This is a genomic window from Streptomyces sp. (genome assembly GCF_035644915.1).
Taxonomy (GTDB): Bacteria; Actinomycetota; Actinomycetes; order Streptomycetales; family Streptomycetaceae; genus Streptomyces.
The window spans coordinates 12,728-31,186 of the sequence record NZ_DASQNP010000043.1; the positions used below are offsets into that span (position 1 = coordinate 12,728).

The 18,459-nt window shown below is 76.8% G+C and carries 15 protein-coding genes and 1 pseudogene; 10 read left to right on the forward strand and 6 right to left on the reverse strand.

Features of this window, described 5'->3' with window-relative positions:
• Positions 1 to 153: 153 nt before the first annotated feature.
• The gene (locus VE546_RS04675) at positions 154 to 3,018 is read right to left on the reverse strand and encodes a helix-turn-helix transcriptional regulator (RefSeq protein ID WP_324918720.1); all 2,865 of its coding nucleotides are present in this window, start codon (positions 3,016 to 3,018) and stop codon (positions 154 to 156) included.
• Between the two features lie 319 nt (positions 3,019 to 3,337).
• Here VE546_RS04675 and VE546_RS04680 point away from each other — a divergent pair, with 319 nt between their 5' ends.
• Positions 3,338 to 4,162, forward strand: coding sequence for an endonuclease/exonuclease/phosphatase family protein (locus VE546_RS04680; RefSeq protein WP_324918723.1), 825 nt, complete (start codon positions 3,338 to 3,340; stop codon positions 4,160 to 4,162).
• Here VE546_RS04680 and VE546_RS04685 read toward each other — a convergent pair.
• Positions 4,159 to 4,989: an AraC family transcriptional regulator gene (locus VE546_RS04685; protein ID WP_324918726.1), complete on the reverse strand. Its 831-nt coding sequence runs from the start codon at positions 4,987 to 4,989 to the stop codon at positions 4,159 to 4,161. The two genes, VE546_RS04680 and VE546_RS04685, sit on opposite strands and share 4 nt — an antisense overlap.
• 50 nt (positions 4,990 to 5,039) lie before the next feature.
• Here VE546_RS04685 and VE546_RS04690 point away from each other — a divergent pair, with 50 nt between their 5' ends.
• Positions 5,040 to 5,447: a cupin domain-containing protein gene (locus VE546_RS04690; RefSeq protein ID WP_324918729.1), complete on the forward strand. Its 408-nt coding sequence runs from the start codon at positions 5,040 to 5,042 to the stop codon at positions 5,445 to 5,447.
• Positions 5,448 to 5,525: 78 nt separating this feature from the next.
• Here the strand turns inward: VE546_RS04690 and VE546_RS04695 are convergent, their stop codons facing one another.
• From VE546_RS04695 to VE546_RS04705, 3 genes are all read right to left on the reverse strand, one after another.
• Positions 5,526 to 6,008 (reverse strand): hypothetical protein, encoded by a 483-nt coding sequence (locus VE546_RS04695; RefSeq protein ID WP_324918732.1) that lies wholly within the window; start codon positions 6,006 to 6,008, stop codon positions 5,526 to 5,528.
• Between the two features lie 175 nt (positions 6,009 to 6,183).
• Positions 6,184 to 7,509: a deoxyguanosinetriphosphate triphosphohydrolase gene (locus VE546_RS04700; RefSeq protein ID WP_414720404.1), complete on the reverse strand. Its 1,326-nt coding sequence runs from the start codon at positions 7,507 to 7,509 to the stop codon at positions 6,184 to 6,186.
• A gap of 101 nt (positions 7,510 to 7,610) precedes the next feature.
• Positions 7,611 to 8,408, reverse strand: coding sequence for a sirohydrochlorin chelatase (locus tag VE546_RS04705; protein ID WP_324918735.1), 798 nt, complete (start codon positions 8,406 to 8,408; stop codon positions 7,611 to 7,613).
• A 159-nt stretch (positions 8,409 to 8,567) separates the two neighbouring features.
• Between VE546_RS04705 and VE546_RS04710 the strand changes: the two genes are divergently transcribed.
• Genes VE546_RS04710 through VE546_RS04720 form a run of 3 tightly spaced genes read left to right on the forward strand, consistent with a single transcriptional unit; the run spans position 8,568 to position 11,362 of the window.
• The gene (locus tag VE546_RS04710) at positions 8,568 to 10,787 is read left to right on the forward strand and encodes a molybdopterin oxidoreductase family protein (RefSeq protein ID WP_324918737.1); all 2,220 of its coding nucleotides are present in this window, start codon (positions 8,568 to 8,570) and stop codon (positions 10,785 to 10,787) included.
• A gap of 10 nt (positions 10,788 to 10,797) precedes the next feature.
• A complete protein-coding gene (locus VE546_RS04715; RefSeq protein WP_324918740.1) occupies positions 10,798 to 11,028 on the forward strand; it encodes a ribbon-helix-helix domain-containing protein in 231 nt (76 codons plus the stop codon).
• Entirely contained in the window at positions 11,015 to 11,362 is a 348-nt protein-coding gene (locus VE546_RS04720) for a type II toxin-antitoxin system PemK/MazF family toxin (protein WP_324918743.1), read from the forward strand. Before VE546_RS04715 ends, VE546_RS04720 begins: the two co-directional genes overlap by 14 nt.
• Positions 11,363 to 11,386: 24 nt before the next feature.
• Here the strand turns inward: VE546_RS04720 and cutA are convergent.
• Positions 11,387 to 11,707: pseudogene (cutA, locus tag VE546_RS04725) on the reverse strand (divalent-cation tolerance protein CutA); the annotation flags it as partial.
• Between the two features lie 91 nt (positions 11,708 to 11,798).
• On the opposite strand from cutA, the gene VE546_RS04730 reads away from it, so the two are divergent.
• The 5 genes from VE546_RS04730 (at position 11,799) to nirD (ending at position 18,431) form a co-directional block, all read left to right on the forward strand.
• Positions 11,799 to 12,476: a SanA/YdcF family protein gene (locus VE546_RS04730; protein ID WP_324918746.1), complete on the forward strand. Its 678-nt coding sequence runs from the start codon at positions 11,799 to 11,801 to the stop codon at positions 12,474 to 12,476.
• Between the two features lie 134 nt (positions 12,477 to 12,610).
• Positions 12,611 to 13,945 carry a cytochrome P450 gene (locus VE546_RS04735; protein ID WP_324918749.1) on the forward strand — a complete coding sequence of 445 codons (1,335 nt, stop codon included), beginning with the start codon at positions 12,611 to 12,613 and terminating at the stop codon, positions 13,943 to 13,945.
• Between the two features lie 120 nt (positions 13,946 to 14,065).
• Complete coding sequence (locus tag VE546_RS04740; RefSeq protein ID WP_324918752.1) at positions 14,066 to 15,385, forward strand: NAD(P)/FAD-dependent oxidoreductase; 1,320 nt, start codon at positions 14,066 to 14,068, stop codon at positions 15,383 to 15,385.
• Between the two features lie 2 nt (positions 15,386 to 15,387).
• A complete protein-coding gene (gene nirB / locus VE546_RS04745; protein WP_324918755.1) occupies positions 15,388 to 18,003 on the forward strand; it encodes a nitrite reductase large subunit NirB in 2,616 nt (871 codons plus the stop codon).
• The gene (nirD, locus tag VE546_RS04750) at positions 18,000 to 18,431 is read left to right on the forward strand and encodes a nitrite reductase small subunit NirD (RefSeq protein WP_324918758.1); all 432 of its coding nucleotides are present in this window, start codon (positions 18,000 to 18,002) and stop codon (positions 18,429 to 18,431) included. Before nirB ends, nirD begins: the two co-directional genes overlap by 4 nt.
• Positions 18,432 to 18,459: the final 28 nt, after the last annotated feature.

The following is an 18,459-nucleotide window of genomic DNA, read 5'->3' on the forward strand; positions in this document are numbered from 1 at the left end:
CTCGGTGCAGCATTGTGGGCGGGCGGGGTCCGGGATATCCAGAGGCGTGCGGGCATCACTTAGCGACCGCTCAGTTTCCCAGGTGCACCGGCCGCTGCACCCCGTGCGTCGATGGCCGTTCCCGCCGGGGAGGCCCGGGCCGGAAGGCGGCCGTCAGCCGTCGCCCGCCGCCGCCAGGACGCGGGTCAGCTCCACCCGGGAGCGGATGCCCAGTGCCGCGAAGACGTTGCGCAGGTGGTGGTCGACGGTGCGGGGGCTGACCGACAGCCGCAGCGCGACCTCGCGGTTGGTGGCCCCCTCGGCCACGCACCGGGCGATGCGCAGTTGCTGCGGGGTCAGCCTGCCCAGCACCCGCGGCCCGGCCGCGCCCGCCGCCTCGCCGGTGGCCCGCAGTTCGGCGCGGGCCTGCTCGGCCCAGCCGTGGGCGCCGCAGCGCTCGAACGCCAGGAGCGCGTCGCGCAGCACGCCGCGGGCCGCGCCCGGCCGCCGCCCCCGGCGCAGCGCCTTGCCGTGCAGCAGTTGGGTGCGGCCGCGCTCGAAGTCGCTGTCGGCCCGGGCGTGTTGCTCCAGGACGCGGGCGAACAGCGCGGGAGCCTCCTGCGGACCGGCGAGCAGGGCGCGGCAGCGGGCGAGCTGGACGGGGGCCAGCGGGTCGGCGGTGACGGCCGTCCACGCGGCGAAGTCCGCCAGGGCGCGGCGGGCCGTCTCCGGTTCGCCCGCCAGGGCGGCGGCCTCGACCAGGCACGGCGCGGCCAGGGCCCGCAGCGCGAAGTGCCCCCGTCCGGCGCCGGGCGCGGAGCCCACCAGCGGTTCCAGCCGGGCCGCCGCCTCGTGCGGCCGTCCCCGGCCCAGGTCGCAGCGGGCCAGGGCCCACTGGGCGAGGGTGGCGGCGACGCCCAGGCCGTGCGGGCCCGCGTCCTCGCCCGCCGCGCGGGCGTGTCCGGCGCAGGCCGCGGCGTCCCCGGCCACCGCCGCGGCCATCGCCAGCACGGCGTGGTGGTGGGCGGCGCAGTTGCGCTGCCCGGTCCGCCGGGCGCGGCGCAGTCCGGCCTCGGCGTGGGCGCGGGCCCGGCTGTGCCGTCCGGCCCGCAGCTCGCTGTAGGCCAGGTGCTCCAGGGCCCGGGGGACGAGGGCGGCCGGGCCGCGCGCCCGGGCGGCGGCCAGGGCACGGGTGTTGAGGTCGACGGCGGCCCGGACGTCCCCGACGACCAGGGCGGCGATCCCGGCCCGGATCAGCCGCCAGGGCCGCCGCTCGTCGGCGGCGCGGGCGACGGCGCGGCGCAGCGGCGGGGTGCCGCGGGCGAAGTCGCCGCACATCACGGCGTCCAGCCCGGCGCGGTACTCCTCCACCAGCGGGTCCCCGGCCGCGGCGTCCAGTTCGGCGATGCGGGCGAGGTCGGCCCGGAAGCCGGCGATGTCGCCGACCGCCCAGGACGCGTCGGTCGCCAGCAGCAGCGCCTCACGGGCGGTGTGCGGGTCGTACGGGCCGAGCAGCCGGGCGGCGTACGTCAGCACCTCGTGGGCGTCGGTGACGACGCCGTTGCGCAACTCCAGGGTGCCGCGGACGAGTTCGGCCCGGCCGCGGACGGCGTCGTGGACGGGCGGTGTGCGGGCCTGGTCCAGCAGGGCCAGGGCGCGGTGCGGGCGCCCGGCGGACCAGGCGTGCTCGGCCGCGGCGGTCAGCCGGGCGGCGCGTACGTCGGCGTCCGTCCCGCCGCCCGGCTCGCCGCCGGTCCCGCCGCCGGTGAGGGTGGCGGCGCGCCACAGGGCGTCGGCCAGTTCGGCGTGGGTGCGCTCGTCGGTGGCCGCGGTGCCGCGGGCGGCGACGGCGAGGGCGTCGGCGAGCCGCGGGTCGGGGCCGGTGGCCGCCGCCGCGCGGTGGCGGAGGGCGAGCAGCCGGTGCGGTGCTCCCGCCCCGTCCTCCGCCTCCCCCGGCCGGGCGCCGGTACCGGCCCCGGGGCCGTCCCCGTTGCCGTCCAGGGCCCGGGCCAGGAGGCGGTGCGCGGCGCGGCGCCGTTCGGGCGGCTCGCTCCAGTAGGCGGCGCGGCGCAGCAGGGGGTGGGCGAAGCGGAGGGCGTCCCCCTCGCGCCGCAGGAGGCCGCGCCGTTCGGCCGGGCCGGCCGCGGCGGGGTCGAGCCCGGCCGCGCGGGCGGCGCGCAGCAGGACGGCGCAGTCGGCGGTGCCGCCGAGTTCGTGCGCGGCGGCGGCCAGCAGGAGCAGGGTGCGGGTGTCACCGGGCAGCTCCGCCAGGTCGGCGGCGCACGCGCGCAGCCGGGGCCCGGTGGCCGGCAGGGGGTGGGGCAGCGGTTCGGCGCCGGCGAGCTGCCCGCGGGTGAGGGAGGCGGCCAGATCGGTGAGCAGCCCGGGGTTGCCGTCGCCCTCGTGCAGCAGCGCCTCCCGTACGGCCGGGTCCGTCTCGGCGGGCAGCAGTCCGTCCAGGAGCGCGGCGGCGGCCGGGGCGTCCAGGGGTTCCAGGGTGAGCTGGGGCAGGCCCGCCAGCAGCGGGTCCTCGGTGCCGTCGTGGTGCGTCCCGAGGAGCATCGCCGCGGGCAGGGGCGCGCCCAGCCGCCGGGCGGCGAAGCCCAGGGCGCGGCGGGAGGGTTCGTCCAGGAGGTGGGCGTCGTCGACGCAGACCAGCAGCGGCCGTCCCCCGGCGGTCAGGTCGTGCAGCAGCGTCTGGAAGGCGGCCAGCACCGGTCCGCGGTCCGCGGGGGCCGCGCCGAGCGTCAGGGCGTCGGCGAGGGCGGCGGTGCGCGGGTCGTCCCGGTCCAGCCGGCCGGCCACCGGCCGCAGCAGGGCGTGCAGTCCGCTGTACGCCACGGCGGTCTCGGCGGCCACGCCCCGGGCGCGCAGCACGGTGCCGGCGGTCCCGCTCCCGAAGGAGGCGGCGGCGTGGTCCAGCAGGGTGGTGGTGCCGAGGCCCGGTTCGGCCCGCACCAGCAGTGCGCCGCCCCGTCCCGCGCGGGCGCCGCCGATCAGTTCCTCCACCGCCGTCCGTGCCGCGTTCGCGCCGTGCATCCGCGCATCCCTCCTCGGAAGGGACCCTCAGGCCGCCCGGGTGCTCCTCACGACAGCACCGCAGTTACGCGGTGTCCATGTCAAGGACATCAGGTCGCGGCCGGGGCCCAGCGGTCCGCGGGACGGCGTGTGCGCCCGCACAACCGGCCCGCGCACACCGCCCCGGCACAAGTACAGCATGCGCATGACAAAAAGGGCGCGCAGAAGCCCTCTCCCGTTCCCGGGCCGTTCCGCGTCCGGACCGTTGCGCGTCATCCGAGGGGGTACCGGGGCGGCAGCGGGATGCACCCGAGGGAACCGGAGAGGGGCAGTGCGGCGGATGCGCGTGCTGACGTGGAACGTGTGGTGGCGGTTCGGACCGTGGCAGGAGCGGCGGAAGGCGATCCTCACCGTGCTGCGCGAGCTGCGCCCGGACATCGTCGGGTTGCAGGAGGTGTGGGCCCGCGACGGGGAGAACCTCGCGGAGTGGCTCGCGGAGGAACTCGGCCTGCACTGGACCTGGGCCGCCTCACCGGCGCCGGAGAGGTGGCGCGAGCGCCTGGACGATCCGGCGGCCGACATCGGCAACGCCGTGCTCAGCCGGTGGCCCGTCGTGGCCCGCGAGGCGGTGCGGCTGCCCGCCCCGGCGAGCCTGGACGACGGCCGCCTGGCCCTGTACGCGCTGGTGGACGCGCCCGGCCACCGGGTGCCGTTCTTCACCGCCCACCTGACCTCCGCCACCGACGCCTCGGCCGTCCGCCGCGAACAGGTCGCCGTCCTGGCCGAGTTCGTCGCGTCCCGCCGCGGCGGGACCGACTTCCCGCCGGTGGTCACCGGCGACTTCAACGCCTGGCCGGACTCCGACGAGATCCGGCTGCTGGGCGGCTACAGGACGGCCCCCGCCGTGCCCGGCCAGGTCCTCCTCGACGCCTGGGAGTACGCCGACCCGCGGGCGCCGTCGGCCACCCGGGACACGGCGAACCCCCACGTCGCGGCGGCCTTCGCCCCCAGCGCCCGGATCGACTACGTCCACGTCGGCCCGCCCGGCCCCGGCGGGCTCGGCCGCGTCGTCTCCGTACGGCGCGCGGGCGACGGCCCCGTCGGCGGCGTCTGGCCCTCCGACCACGCGGCGGTCCTGGCCGACCTGGCGGCGGAGCCGGCCTAGGAGGGCCGGGCGGGGCCCCCGGCCGCGTAGCGGGCGGGCGGGACGGAGACGTGGCGCTTGAAGTGGCGGGTGAAGTGGGCCTGGTCGTGGAAGCCGACCTCGACGGCGACCCGGGCCGGCGGCTCGCCGCGCAGCAGGCGCCCGCGGGCCCGCTCGATGCGGGCCCCGACGACGTAGGCGTGCGGGGTGATCCCGTACCGCCGCCTGAAGCTGCGGATGAGGTGGGGGACGGTCCGGTCGAGCGCCTCGGCCGCCTCCGCGAGCGTCACCCCGGTGGTGAGACGGTCGTCCAGGAAGGCGCGCAGCCGCCGGGCGAGGGCCGGTTCGGGCTCGGGGACGGCGGGGGTGCGCGGTTCGAGGTGCAGCCGGAGGCGGTCGGCGATCATCGCCAGCCGGGCCTCGACGTCCATCCCCTCGGGTGCGACGAGACGGTGGTGGAGTTCGCTGACGGCGGCCCGCAGCGCGCGGTCGTGGACGACGGACGTGTCCACCGCGGGGCCGGTGAGACGGACGGGCAGGAAATCGGCGTCCAGGTAGAGGTTCCGCTTGCGGAACCATCCGTGGCGCTCCGCCGGCCGCCCGTCGTGGGCGACGCCGGGCGGCAGCACGGAGACGGCGCCGGGGACGGTGCCGTGGCTGCGGGCGTCCAGGTCGTAGCGGATGGCGCCGTCGTCGACGATGAGGACGGTCCAGGTGTCGTGGCAGTGCACCGGATAGCGGTAGCCGGCGATGCGGGCGTGGAACACCTCGGAGATCCCGGCGACCGGCGGCCGCCACGCCGTGACCCGGCACCCCTCCGGCATCTCCTCCGCCCCCGTGTCCGCCACGTCAACAACGTACAAGACGCCGGGGGCCGCCCCGGCCGAGGATCGTCCGCATGACCACCGACTCCATACGGCAGCCCGTGAACCTGACCGAGGCGCTGGCCTCCTTCGACGACGTCTACAGCCCCCGGATCGTGACCCGCGTCAACGACTACGACGTGCGGATCGCCCACACCCGGGGCGAGCACGTCTGGCACGTCCACGAGGACACCGACGAGTTCTTCCTCGTCCTCGACGGCCGCTTCGACATCGCCCTGCGCGACGCCGACGGCAACGAGACCACCGTGGTGCTGACCGAGGGCGACGTCTTCGTGGTGCCCCGGGGCACCGAGCACAAGCCGTCCTCGCCGGGCGGGTCGATCCTGATGTTCGAGCCCACGGGGACGGCCACGACCGGGGACCGCCACGAGGGGGAGATCCCCTCCCACGTGGACAGCACCACCGGCCGCGCGCTCCCCTGACGTCCGTCACACCGCGCACCCGCCCGGCGCGGCGCCGGGCGGGTGCGGGGGGTGGGGCGCGGGACGGGGGTCAGCGCGTCACCGGATGAAGAGGCTCTCGCCCCTGATCTCGGTCTGCTCGCGCGGCCGGACCTCGTCGATCAGGTAGCCCGTGCAGTAGTCGTCGCTGAAGACGAGGGCCGTGCGGTTGGTGAAGTTGCCGACCAGCGTCCAGCCGCGGTCACGGCCGCGGTCGCGGTCACGGCCGCCGTCGCCGCCGCGGCCGCCGTCGTCGAGGTTCTCGGTGCTCCCGGGGAGGTCGGCGCTCTCGGGGATCTCGGTGTTCTCGGAGGTGCCGGCGTCCTCGAGGGCGCCTTCGCGGAGGTCTCCGAGGACGACCCCACGGTGGTCCCCCTGGCGGTGGCCCCGGTCCCCCTGGAGCCCGTAGCAGCCGCTCGGGTTCTGGAAGGACGTGTTGCCGATGATGAGGAGGCCCTGGGCGGCGGTCGCGGAGTGGGGCACGGCGAGGGCCATCAGGGTGGCTGTGGCAAGGGAGCCCAGCGCTGTGGTGATGCGTCGCATGGACGGTCCGCCTTTCCGAAAGGAAGTCGGGAACGGGAGCCCGGCGGGGGGCTCCCCCGTCGATGCAATCCGCCTCCCGTCCGCTCCGCCACCGCGGAGGGGCATTGGGGTGATCGCCGACCGCCGTTGGGCGTACGCCGCCCGCGCGCCTGCGCCGGCCGGCGCGGCCACCGGTTCACCGCAGGCCGATGACGGTGGTGCCGCGGGCCCCGGTGAGGCGGGCGTGGAGGCGGCGGGCCGAGGCGTCGGTGAGGGAGGCGATCTGGTCGACGACCACGCGCAGCCGGGCCGTGTCGGTGCCGGCCGCCGCGAACAGCGCGCGGAACTGGGGGTCCAGGCCGTCCGGGGCGCGGGCGGTCAGCGCGTCGGCCAGTTCGGCGAGGACGGCGCGCTGCTCGCGGCGCAGGCGGTCCTGGTCGGGGCGCTGCATGACGTACCGGTCGGCGACCGCCTTGAGCACGTCGCACTCCAGCCGCGTCCCGCGCGGCACCACCAGGCGGGCGGCGTAGCGGGTCAGGCGGCCCGAGCCGTACGCCGCCCGGGTGGCGCCCTCGGCGGCCAGGCAGAACCGGCCGATGAGCTGGCTGGTGGCGTCCTTCAGCCGGGCCTGGGCGACGGCCGAGCCGTCGTAGCCGTGCGGCCACCACTCCTGCTCCAGCAACCGGTCCAGGGCCTCGGCGAGTTCGGCCTCCTCCGTGCCGGGCGGGGCGTACCGCCGGGCGGCGACGGCGAGGACCTCGCGGCGCTCGGGTTCGGCCAGCAGCAGGTTGGGGTCGAGGTGCCCGGCGTGCAGGCCGTCCTCGAAGTCGTGGACGGAGTAGGCGACGTCGTCGGACCAGTCCATGACCTGCGCCTCGAAGCACCGCCGGTGCTCGGGGGCGCCGCGCCGGAACCATTCGAAGACCGGCAGGTCGTCCTCGTAGACGCCGAACTTCCGCGAGGCGGGGTCGGTGGGGTGGCCGCCGCGCGGCCAGGGGTACTTGGTGGCGGCGTCCAGCGCGGCGCGGGTGAGGTTGAGGCCGACGCTGACCAGCCGGTCGCCGTCGTCCGCCCGCTCCACGGCGAACCGCTTGGGCTCCAGCCGGGACAGCAGCCGCAGCGACTGGGCGTTGCCCTCGAACCCGCCGCAGGGCGCGGCGATCTCGTCCAGCGCCCGCTCGCCGTTGTGGCCGAAGGGCGGGTGCCCCAGGTCGTGGGCGAGGCAGGCGGTCTCCACCAGGTCCGGGTCGCAGCCGAGCGCGGCGCCCAGCTCCCGGCCGACCTGGGCGCACTCCAGGGAGTGCGTCAGCCGGGTGCGGGGACTGGCGTCCCACTCCTGGGAGGCGCCGTCGGGGGTGACGACCTGGGTCTTGCCCGCGAGCCGCCGCAGCGCCGCGGAGTGCAGCACCCGGGCCCGGTCCCGCTGGAAGGCGGTGCGGCCGGGCCGTTTGTCGGGCTCGGGCACCCAGCGTTCGAGCGCGGCCCGGTCGTAGTGCGCCGCATCGTGCAGGGGGTCGTGCATGGGGTGGTGCATGGCCTCGTCCATGGCGTACGCATCGCCGTATCCGCCGTCCACACACCGACGGTAGCCGCCACGGGCGACAGACGGCCGGGCGGGACCGGTCAGGAGGCGCGGGCCAGGCCGTCCCCGGCGGTGCGGAGCGCCGCCGTGCGGGCCTCGTCGTAGCGGTGCAGGACCAGGCGGGCCAGGGCCGGGTGCGCGCCCAGCGGACGGGCGGAGGGCAGGCCGGGCACGGCCCGCGCGCACCGGGCGGCGAAGAGGCCGGGGGCGGTGAAGCAGGAGGCGAGGGCGATGTCGCGGCGGCCGGCGGCGCGCAGGGCGGCCACCGCCTCGGGGATGGTCGGCGCGGCGGCCGAGGCGTAGGCGGGGACGACCGGGACGCCGCCGAGGCGGGCGGAGAGCAGGGCGGCCGTCCGCCCGGTGTCCGCGGCCGACTCCGGATCGCGGGAGCCGGCCGCGGCCAGCACCACGCCGCCGTCCGGGTCGCGGGGGACGCGCCGACCGGTCCCGGCCAGCCGTGCGGCGAGGGCGTCGGCGAGCAGGGGGTGCGGTCCCAGCGGGGCGGCGATCCGCACGTCCAGGTGGCGGGCGGCGGCCGCGGCCCGGGGCAGGTCGTGCTTGACGTGGTGGCCGCGGCCGAAGAGCAGCGGGACGAGGACCGCGGAGCTCCGGGGGCCGCCCGGCAGCGCGGCCAGGGCGTCCGTCAGCAGGGGCTCGTTCAGCTCGATGTGCCCCAGTTCCACCCGCAGTCCGGGGCGCAGCGACCGGACGAGCGCCAGCAGCGCGGTGACGGTGCGCAGCGCCTCGGGGTCGCGGGAGCCGTGGGCGACCGCGACCAGGACGGGCGCGGGGCGGCGGGGGCGGGGGGAGCGGGAGGGCCGCGGGGGTCGGGGAGCCATGGGGCGAGTGTGGCGGGCCGCGGTTGCCCCGCCGTTGCGGCGCCGTGTCGTCCGGTTGCGGGCGGCTCACGGCGCGCCCCGGGCCGGGCTGAGGCCGGCGTGCCCGGCCCGTAACCCGCGGAGGCACGGGGCGTAACACGCGCGCGGCACGCTGGGCGCATGAGCGTGACGACTGCCCCGCCCGCCGGAGCGGCGCCCGGCGCCCCCGCGGCGACCGTGGACACCCACTGCCCGTACTGCGCCCTCCAGTGCGGCATGGGACTGAGGCCGGGCGCGGACGGGGCGGCCGGCGGCGTCGAGGTGGTCGAGCGCACCGCGTTCGACGTCAACCGGGGCGCCCTGTGCGGCAAGGGCCGCACCGCGCCCGCCCTGCTCTCCTCCCGGGTGCGCCTGACCGGGCCCCTGGTCCGCCGCCGCCCCGGCGGGCCGCTGGAGCCGGCCGGCTGGGACGAGGCGCTGGACCGTGTCGCCGCGGGCCTGTCCGCGGTGCGGGCCGCGCACGGGCCGGACGCGGTGGGGGTGTTCGGCGGCGGCGGGCTGACGAACGAGAAGGCGTACGCGCTGGGCAAGTTCGCCCGTCTGGTGCTGGGCACCTCGCAGATCGACTACAACGGCCGGTTCTGCATGTCCTCGGCCGCCGCCGCGCAGGGCAGGGCGTTCGGCCTGGACCGCGGCCTGCCGTTCCCGCTGGCGGACGTGGCCCGCACCGGCTGTGTGATCCTCGTCGGCTCCAACCTCGCCGAGACCATGCCGCCCGCCCTGCGCTACCTCACCGAACTGCGCGAGCGGGGCGGCAGGCTGATCGTGGTGGACCCCCGGCGCACCCGCACCGCCGAGCACGCCGACCTGCACCTGGCCCCGCGCCCGGGCACGGACCTGGCGCTGGCGCTGGGGCTGCTGCACCTGGTGGTCGCCGAGGGCCGGGTGGACACCGGGTTCGTGGCCGCCCGCACCACCGGCTGGCCCGAGGCGCGCGCCGCGGCGATGGCGCACTGGCCGGAGCTGGTGGAGCGGATCACCGGGGTGCCGGTGCCCGCGCTGCGCGAGGCGGTGGCGATGTTCTGCGACGCACAGTCCTCGATGGTGCTCACCGCGCGCGGACCCGAGCAGCAGTCGAAGGGCACCGACACCGTCGGCGCCTGGATCAACCTGTGCCTGGCCACCGGCCGGGCGGGCCGCCCGCTGTCCGGCTACGGCTGCCTGACCGGGCAGGGCAACGGCCAGGGCGGGCGCGAGCACGGCCAGAAGGCCGACCAGCTCCCCGGCTACCGCAGGCTGGACGATCCGGCGGCCCGCGCCCACGTCGCGCGGGTGTGGGGCGTGGACCCCGAGGTGCTGCCGGGGCCGGGGCGCAGCGCGTACGAGCTGCTGGACGCGCTCGGGGGCGATGTGCGCGCCCTGCTGCTGACGGGCTCCAACCCGGTGGTCTCCGCGCCCCGCGCCGCCCATGTGGAGGAGCGGCTGCGGTCGCTGGACTTCCTGGCCGTGTGCGACGTGGTGCTGTCGGAGACGGCGGCGCTGGCCGACGTGGTGCTGCCGGTGGCGCAGTGGGCGGAGGAGACGGGCACGACCACCAACCTGGAGGGGCGGGTGCTGCTGCGCCGCAAGGCCGTGGACGCCCCGCCCGGGGTGCGCACCGACCTGGAGGTGCTGCACGCGCTCGCCGCCCGGCTGGGCTGGGAGAAGGGCTTCCCCACCGATCCGGAGGAGGTCTTCGCGGAGCTGCGGCGGGCCTCGGCCGGGGGCCCGGCGGACTACTCGGGGATCACCTACCGGCGCATCGCCGAGGAGGACGGCGTCTTCTGGCCCTGCCCGGAGGTCCCGGCGGTGGACGAGGCCGACGACCCGGCGGGCGACTACTCCCCCGCCCCGCACCCCGGCACCCCGCGCCTGTTCCTGGACCGCTTCGCCACCGACGACGGCCGGGCCCGCTTCGTGCCCGTCACCCACCGGCCCGCGGCGGAGGAGCCGGACGCGGACCACCCGCTGCTGCTGACCACCGGCCGGGTGCTGGCCCAGTACCAGTCGGGCGCCCAGACCCGCCGGGTGGCGGAGCTGAACGACGCCGCGCCCGGCCCGTTCGTCGAACTGCACCCGCGGCTCGCGCGGCGGCTGGGGGTGGCCGAGGGCGATCCGGTCGCGGTGGTCTCGCGGCGGGGCCGGGCGGTGGCCCCGGCCCGGATCACCCCGGGCATCCGCCCGGACACGGTGTTCATGCCGTTCCACTGGCCGGGCCCCGGCCGCGCCAACACCCTGACCAACCCGGCCCTGGACCCGGTCTCGCGGATGCCGGAGTTCAAGGTCTGCGCGGTCCGGGTGGAGGCCGTGGGGGACGGGACGGTGGTAAGCGGGGTGGCAGGGGAGGAGCCACCCGGGTAGCATCACTGGTATGAAGGTGAGTGTGAGCCTGCCCCAGGAGGACATCGCTTTCGTCGACGCGTACGCCGCCAGGACGGAGGCCGAGTCACGGTCGGCCGTGATACACGCCGCGATCGAACTGCTGCGTGCGTCGGAACTCGAACGGGACTACACGGCCGCCTGGCAGGAGTGGGACGAGGGCGAGGACGCCGAGCTGTGGGACACGACCACCGCTGACGGGCTCGGCGATGCGGCGCGGTGACGTCTATCTGGTCGATCTGGATCCGGCGCGCGGCAGCGAGGCCAACAAGGCGCGGCCCGCCGTCATCGTGTCCAACGATGCCGCCAACCGTTCGGCGGACCGTGCCGGGCGGGGTGTGCTGACCGTCGTCCCCGTGACGTCCAACACCGCACGCGTCTACCCGTTCCAGGTGCTCCTCAAGGCCGCTGACTGCGGCTTGCGTCGGGATTCCAAGGCCCAGTGCGAACAGGTCCGGTCCGTGGCCGTGGAAAGGCTGCTGCACCGGGTCGGCTCGCTGCCGTCACACGTCCTGGCCGACATCGACGCCGCCCTGCGCCGTCACCTCGCCCTGTGACCCCCGGGCGCCGTCCGTCCCGTCCGTCTCCGCCGCTACCCACGCCAGGTAGTCCGCGCCGCCGCGGGTGACGGGGGTCGCGATGATCTCGGGGGTGTCGTAGTCGTGCGCCGCGCGCAGATGCGCCTCCAGGGCGTCGTAGCGGGCCGCCGTCGTCTTCAGCAGCACCTGCCACTCGCGGTCGGTCCGTACGGCGCCCTCCCACCGGTACACCGACGTCACCGGGCCGGCCACCTGCGCGCACGCCGCGAGGCGGGCCTCCACCGCGCCGCGCGCCAGCGCCTCGGCCTTCTCGGCGCTGTCGGTGGTGGTCAGTACGGTCAGGACCTCCGCCGTGCTCGCCACTGCTCGTCACTCCTTCACCGCTGCGTGCCGCTGTGTCCGGTGCCACCGTAACCGGGGCAACCTCCGCGCGGTGCGGGCCGTCCTTCCCGGTGTGACGGTCGAAACGAGGCGACGGGCGGTCCAGGTCGCGGTGCTGCTGTGCGTGCTGGGCCTGCTGCCCGCCACCTGGCTCCGGGTGACGGCCGGCGACCGGGTCCGCACGGCCGCCGACGCCCCCTCGGCGCCGGTCGCGGTGGTCTTCGGCGCCGGGCTGTGGGACGGCGAACCGTCCCCGTACCTGGCGCACCGGCTGGACGCCGCCGTCGAGCTGTACGCCCGGGGCGCGGTGCGCGCGGTGCTGGTCACCGGCGACAACAGCCGCCGCGACTACGACGAGCCGGGCGCGATGCGGGAGTACCTGGTGCGGCGCGGCGTCCCCGCCGGGGACGTGGTCGGCGACCACGCGGGCTTCGACACCTGGGACTCCTGCTCCCGCGCCCGCCGGATCTTCGGCGTCGAACGCGCCCTGCTGGTGAGTCAGGACTTCCACATCCACCGCGCGCTGGCCCTGTGCCGGGCCGCCGGGATCGACGCGTACGGCGTCGGCGTCGGGGAGCCGCGCGACGGCGCCTGGCTCTACGGGGCCCTGCGCGAGCTGCCCGGCGCGGTCAAGGCCGGACTGGACGCCACCTTCACCCCCGACCCGCACTTCCTGGGGCCGCGCGAGCGGGGCCTGGAGCGCGCGCTCGCCGGCCGAGCCCCGTCCCCGGGTCGCTCCGATCACCCCTGAGTGGTATTTCAAGACCCTTTTCAGACAGGAAGATTGACCTTGCGCGCCGGAAGGGCGTTGTCTCCGGAGGTACGGCCTCCCGCTGACCACTCCCCGTTCCCGCCCCCTTCCCGCACCCCTTCCGGAGCCACCCCATGACCGCCCTCCCCCGCCGCCCGTCGGCCGGGCAGCCCGGCGGCTGCCCGGCACGCCGCCGCCCCGCCCCCCTGTACGGACCGCACCTGACCGGGGACGACCTGCCCGCGCTGTACGAACTGCTGCGCACCCGGCACGGCCCGGTCGCGCCCGTCGCCCTGGCCCCGGGCGTGCACGCCTGGCTGGTGCTGGGCTACCGGGAGCTGCTGCGGGTGGCCCGGGACGAGCGGGACTTCAGCCACGACCCGCGGCGCTGGACCCTGCCGCGCGAGGGCCGCGTCCCGGCCGACTCCCCGGTGCTGGCGTTCGTCGGCTGGCGTCCGGCGCTGATGTTCACCGACGGCCGGCAGCACCGGCGGATGCGGGCGGCGGTCGCCGACGCGCTGGCCCGGACCGACGCGCACGAGCTGGGCCGCCTGGTGCGGACCGCGGCCGACCGGCTGATCGACGCCTTCGCCGGGCGGCGCGAGGCCGACCTCGTGCCGCACTACGCGCACCGGCTGCCGGCGCGGGTCCTCACCCGACTGCTGGGCGCGGACGAGCGGACCGGCCGGAAGCTGGCCGAGGCCGCCGCCGGCACGGCCGCGGCCAACGCCGACTCCGCCAACGCCGGCCGCCGCATGGAACGCCTCCTGTTCGCCCTGATCGAGGAGAAGCGCCGCCGGCCGGGGCCCGACATCGTTTCCCGGCTGCTGGCGCACCCCGCCGCGCTGAGCGACGAGGAGGTGCTGCACAACCTGGCGGTGACGGTGGTGGCGGGCAACCAGACGACGAAGAACTGGATCGCCGCCACGCTGCGGGCGATGCTGACCGACCCCGCCCTGCGGTCCTCGCTGGACGGCGGCCACCTCACCGTGGACGACGTGCTCGAACTGGTGCTGTGGCGGTTCCCGCCCACCCAGCACCTGCCCGCCCGCTACGCCACCCGCGACCTGCGGTTCGGCGGGCAGGACGTCCGGGCCGGGGACATGCTCGTCCTGGGCCTGGCCGCGGCCAACGCCGACCCCCGGGTGCTGCCCCGGTGCGGGCGGCCGGTGGCCGGGAACCGCTCGCACCTGGCGTTCGGCGCGGGACCGCACACCTGTCCGGCCCAGGAGCAGGCCCGGCTGATCGCGCGGACGGCCGTGGACGTCCTCCGGCACCGGCTGCCGGGCCTCAGGCTCGCCGTGCCGGAGGAGGAGCTGGTCTGGACGGCGTCGCCCTGGACCAGGAGCCTGGCGGCGCTGCCCGTGCGGTTCGCCGGCCCGCGTCCGGCGGCCGTGCCCGCCGCCCCGCCCACCATCCCCGCCCCCGCCGCGTCCGAGGCGCCCGTACCGCCCCCGCCGGGCCCCTGATCCGCGGCGCGGGCGCCGCCCCGGGGCTCACAGCCGGGGGCCGGGCGCGCTGAGGGCAGCGTTGCCCGCGGGAAACAGCGGGGATGCGGGCGGGAAACAGCGGCGCCGCACGCTGCCTGCATGACGATGACGCGTGTGGTGGTGGTCGGCGGCGGAATGGCCGCCGCACGGCTCGCCGGGCAGCTCTCCGCCGCCGGGTCCGCCGTGGACCTGACGGTCATCGGTGAGGAGCCGTGCGCCCCGTACAACCGGGTGCTGCTGGCCGAGGTGCTGGCCGGGCGGTACGCGCCGGAGGTGGCGGCCCTCCCGGAGCCGTCCGCCGCCCGCTGGCTGCGCGGGGTGCGGGCGGTCCGCCTGGACCGGGCCGAACGGCGGGTGCTGTGCGACGACGGCTCCTCGGTGCCGTACGACACGCTGGTGCTGGCCACCGGCTCCAACCCGGTGCTGCCGCCGCTGCGCGGCCTGTTCCCCCACCCCGGCGGGGGTCCGGGCGGGGGCCTCGGCGGGGGCCCGGACGCCGCGCGCGGCGACCGCGGACTGCCCCGGGGCGTGCACCCCTTCCGCACCCTGTCCGACTGCCGGGCCCTGGCGGAGGAGGCACGGCCCGGGGTGCGGGCGGTCGTCGTCGGCGGCGGTCTGCTGGGGGTGTCCGCCGCCCGCGCGCTGACCGAGCGCGGCGTCCGCACCGTCCTCGCCCACCAGGGCGAGCACCTGATGGAGCGGCACCTGGACGCCGGTGCCTCGGCGCTGCTGCGCGAGCACCTGGAGGGCCTGGGCGTGGAGGTCCACACCGAGTGCCGCGTCCGCGCCCTGGAGACCGCGCCCCCGCCGGGCGCGGGGCACGGGCCGCGCGCCGTCACCGCCGTGCGGCTCGCCGACGGCTACCGGCTGGAGGCCGAACTGACCGTGCTGGCCTGCGGCGTACGGCCGCGGACCGGGCTCGCCAGGGCGGCCGGCCTCACGGTCCGGGAGGGGATCGTCGTCGACGACGAGCTGCGCACCTCCGATCCCCGGATCCACGCCATCGGCGACTGCGCCGAACACGGCGGCACGGTCTACGGGCTGGCGGGCGCCGCCCAGGACCAGGCGGACGCGCTGGCGCGCGTGCTGCTGGCGGGGAGCGACGGACCGGCGGCGTACACCGGCACCCGGGCGCTGACCCGGCTCACCCTCGCCCCGTCCGCCACCGGCTCCGGGCGCCCGCTGGACCTGGCCGCGTTCGGCGAGACCGTCCCCGGGCCCAGGGACGACGTCGTCCACCTCACCGACGCCACGCGCAGCGTCTACCGCAAGGTCGTCGTCCGCGGCGACCGGCTGGTGGGCGGCATCCTCCTCGGCGATCTCGGCACCGTCGGCGCGCTCGCCCGCACCTGGGAGGGCGACGAGCCGCTGCCCCCCGCCCCGCTGCTCCACCTGATCACCAACGATGGAGGCCTGTAGAGATGCCCCGGACGCCACGCCCCACGATCGTGCTCGTCGGACACGGCATGGTCGGCCAGCGGTTCCTGGAGGAACTCGCGCACCGGAAGGTCACCGAGCGGGCCCGGGTGGTCGTGCTGTGCGAGGAGCCGCGGCCGGCGTACGACCGCGTGCACCTGACCTCGTACTTCTCCGGCACCTCGCCCGAGGAGCTGTCCCTGGTGGACGAGGGCTTCATGGAGCGGCACGGCATCGAGCTGCACCTGGGCGACCCGGCGGTCTCCGTCGACCGCGCGGCGCGCACGGTCGCCTCCCGGTCCGGGCTGGAGGTCGGCTACGACGCGCTGGTGCTGGCCACCGGCTCGTACCCCTTCGTACCGCCCGTGCCGGGCCGGGACAGCACCGGCTGCTTCGTCTACCGCACGGTGGAGGACCTGCTCGCCATCGAGGAGTACGCCCGGGGCAGCCGGGTCGGCACCGTCGTCGGCGGCGGGCTGCTCGGTCTGGAGGCGGCCGGGGCGCTGCGCGGACTGGGGCTGGAGACCCACGTCGTGGAGTTCAACCCGCGCCTGATGGCCCTCCAGGTCGACGAGGGCGGCGGCGCCGCGCTGCGCCGCACCGTCGAGGGGATGGGGCTGATCGTCCACACCGGGGTGGGCGGCCAGGAGATCACCGCCGGCGAGGACGGGGCCGTCACCTCGATGACGCTCTCGGACGGCTCGGTGGTCGAGACCGACATGGTGGTCTTCTCGGCGGGCGTGCGCCCCCGCGACCAGCTCGCCCGCGACTGCGGCCTGGAGGTCGGCGAGCGCGGCGGCATCGTCGTCGACGAGCGCTGCCGCACCTCCGATCCGGCCGTCTACGCCATCGGCGAGTGCGCGAAGGCCGTGGACGGCATGGTGTACGGGCTGGTCGCGCCCGGCTACGAGATGGCGCAGGTGGGCGCCGAGGCCGTCGCCGAGGCGGTCGCCGGGCAGGGGCGGGCGACGCGCTCCTTCACCGGGGCCGACACCTCCACCAAGCTCAAGCTGCTGGGCGTGGACGTGGCCTCCTTCGGCGACGCCCACGGAAAGGCCGAGGGCTGCCTGGACGTCGTCTACTCCGACTCGCGCGCCGGGGTCTACAAGAAGCTGGTGATCGCCCCCGACGGCACCCTGCTGGGCGGGGTGCTGGTCGGCGACGCCGAGGCGTACGGGACGCTGCGCCCGCTGACCGGCAGCGTCCCGCCGGTGCCCCCCGAGCAGCTCGTGCTGCCCGCGGGCGCCGGGGCGCCGGTGGCGCTGGGGCCGTCCGCGCTGCCCGACGAGGCGGTGATCTGCAGTTGCCACAACGTCACCAAGGGCACCATCCGCGCGGCCGTCACCGACCACCGCTGCACCACCGTGCCCGAGGTGAAGAAGTGCACCCGGGCGGGCACCGGCTGCGGAAGCTGTGTGAAGGTGCTCACCACGCTGGTCAACGACGAGCTGGAGGCGAGCGGCGTCACCGTCGACAAGGGCCTGTGCGGCTGCTTCGCCCACACCCGCAGCGAGCTGTACGAGATCGTCCGCACCCTGCGCCTGACGTCCTTCGCCGAGCTGCTGGACGGCCACGGCCGCGAGGAGGCCCGCGGCGGCGACGGCTGCGAGGTCTGCAAGCCCGCCGTCGCCTCGATCATCGCCTCGCTCGCGCCGGTCCTGGGCGCCAGCGGCTACGTCCTGGACGGCGAGCAGGCCACCCTCCAGGACACCAACGACCACTTCCTGGCCAACTTGCAGCGCAACGGCTCGTACTCGATCGTGCCGCGCATCCCCGGCGGGGAGATCACCCCCGAGAAGCTGATCGTGATCGGCGAGGTGGCCCGGGACTTCGGCCTCTACACCAAGATCACCGGCGGTCAGCGGATCGACCTGTTCGGCGCCCGCGTGGACCAGCTCCCCGCGATCTGGGCGCGGCTGGTGGACGCCGGCTTCGAGTCGGGGCACGCCTACGGCAAGGCGCTGCGCACGGTGAAGTCGTGCGTGGGCTCCACCTGGTGCCGCTACGGGGTGCAGGACTCGGTGCGCATGGCGATCGACCTGGAGCTGCGTTACCGGGGGCTGCGCGCGCCGCACAAGCTGAAGGCGGCGGTCTCCGGGTGCCAGCGCGAGTGCGCGGAGGCGCGGGGCAAGGACTTCGGTGTGATCGCCACGGCGAGCGGCTGGAACCTGTACGTGTGCGGCAACGGCGGCGCGACCCCGCGCCACGCCGACCTGCTGGCCCAGGACCTCGGCGACGCCGAGCTGGTCCGGCTGATCGACCGCTTCCTGATGTTCTACATCCGCACCGCCGACCGGCTGGAGCGCACCGCCGCCTGGCTGGAGCGGATCGAGGGCGGGCTGGACCACGTGCGGGACGTGGTCGTCCACGACTCGCTGGGGCTGTGCGACGAGCTGGAGGCCATGATGGCCGAGCACGTGGCGAACTACCGCGACGAGTGGGCCGAGACCCTGAACGACCCCGAGCGGCTGCGGCGCTTCGTGTCCTTCGTCAACGCACCGGGCGCGCCCGACCCGTCGGTGCGGTTCGTCCCCGAACGCGAGCAGATCAAGCCCGACCTGGCGCTCCTGTCCGGCCCGGACATCCCCGTCCGCACTCTCGAAGGGACCGTTTCACGATGACCGCCACCGCCACCGTTACCGCCACTGCCACTGCCACTGCCACCGCCACCGCTGCCGGGGCCGTCCGGCCCGCCCCGGCCGCAGGAGCCTCCGCCGCGACCGCCGTACGGGTGGAGGTGCGCGCCGCCGACGGCTGGGCCGCGGTGTGCGGCCTGTCCGACCTGCTGCCGGGGCGGGGGGTGGCGGCGCTGCTGCCCGACGGCCGGCAGGTCGCCCTGTTCCGCGACCGGGCGGGCCGGACGTACGCCGTCGACAACCGCGATCCGTTCACCGGCGCCTACGTCCTCTCCCGCGGTCTGCTGGGCTCGGCGGGAGGGCGGGCGTTCGTGGCGTCGCCGCTGCTCAAGCAGCGCTTCGACCTGGAGACGGGCCGGTGCCTGGACGACGACGGGGTGTCGGTCCCGGCGTACGCCGTCCGGGTCCGCTGAACCCCCGGCCCTCGGGGGCGTCCTTCCC

Excerpts from the sequence above, each read along its gene's own strand:
- VE546_RS04675 (WP_324918720.1), bottom strand. The coding sequence starts at position 3,018 with ATGCACGGCGCGAACGCGGCACGGACGGCGGTGGAGGAACTGATCGGC.
- VE546_RS04680 (WP_324918723.1), top strand. The coding sequence starts at position 3,338 with ATGCGCGTGCTGACGTGGAACGTGTGGTGGCGGTTCGGACCGTGGCAG.
- VE546_RS04690 (WP_324918729.1), top strand. The coding sequence starts at position 5,040 with ATGACCACCGACTCCATACGGCAGCCCGTGAACCTGACCGAGGCGCTG.
- VE546_RS04695 (WP_324918732.1), bottom strand. The coding sequence starts at position 6,008 with ATGCGACGCATCACCACAGCGCTGGGCTCCCTTGCCACAGCCACCCTG.
- VE546_RS04700 (WP_414720404.1), bottom strand. The coding sequence starts at position 7,509 with ATGCACGACCCCCTGCACGATGCGGCGCACTACGACCGGGCCGCGCTC.
- VE546_RS04705 (WP_324918735.1), bottom strand. The coding sequence starts at position 8,408 with ATGGCTCCCCGACCCCCGCGGCCCTCCCGCTCCCCCCGCCCCCGCCGC.
- VE546_RS04710 (WP_324918737.1), top strand. The coding sequence starts at position 8,568 with ATGAGCGTGACGACTGCCCCGCCCGCCGGAGCGGCGCCCGGCGCCCCC.
- VE546_RS04715 (WP_324918740.1), top strand. The coding sequence starts at position 10,798 with ATGAAGGTGAGTGTGAGCCTGCCCCAGGAGGACATCGCTTTCGTCGAC.
- VE546_RS04720 (WP_324918743.1), top strand. The coding sequence starts at position 11,015 with ATGCGGCGCGGTGACGTCTATCTGGTCGATCTGGATCCGGCGCGCGGC.
- VE546_RS04735 (WP_324918749.1), top strand. The coding sequence starts at position 12,611 with ATGACCGCCCTCCCCCGCCGCCCGTCGGCCGGGCAGCCCGGCGGCTGC.
- VE546_RS04740 (WP_324918752.1), top strand. The coding sequence starts at position 14,066 with ATGACGATGACGCGTGTGGTGGTGGTCGGCGGCGGAATGGCCGCCGCA.
- nirB (WP_324918755.1), top strand. The coding sequence starts at position 15,388 with ATGCCCCGGACGCCACGCCCCACGATCGTGCTCGTCGGACACGGCATG.
- nirD (WP_324918758.1), top strand. The coding sequence starts at position 18,000 with ATGACCGCCACCGCCACCGTTACCGCCACTGCCACTGCCACTGCCACC.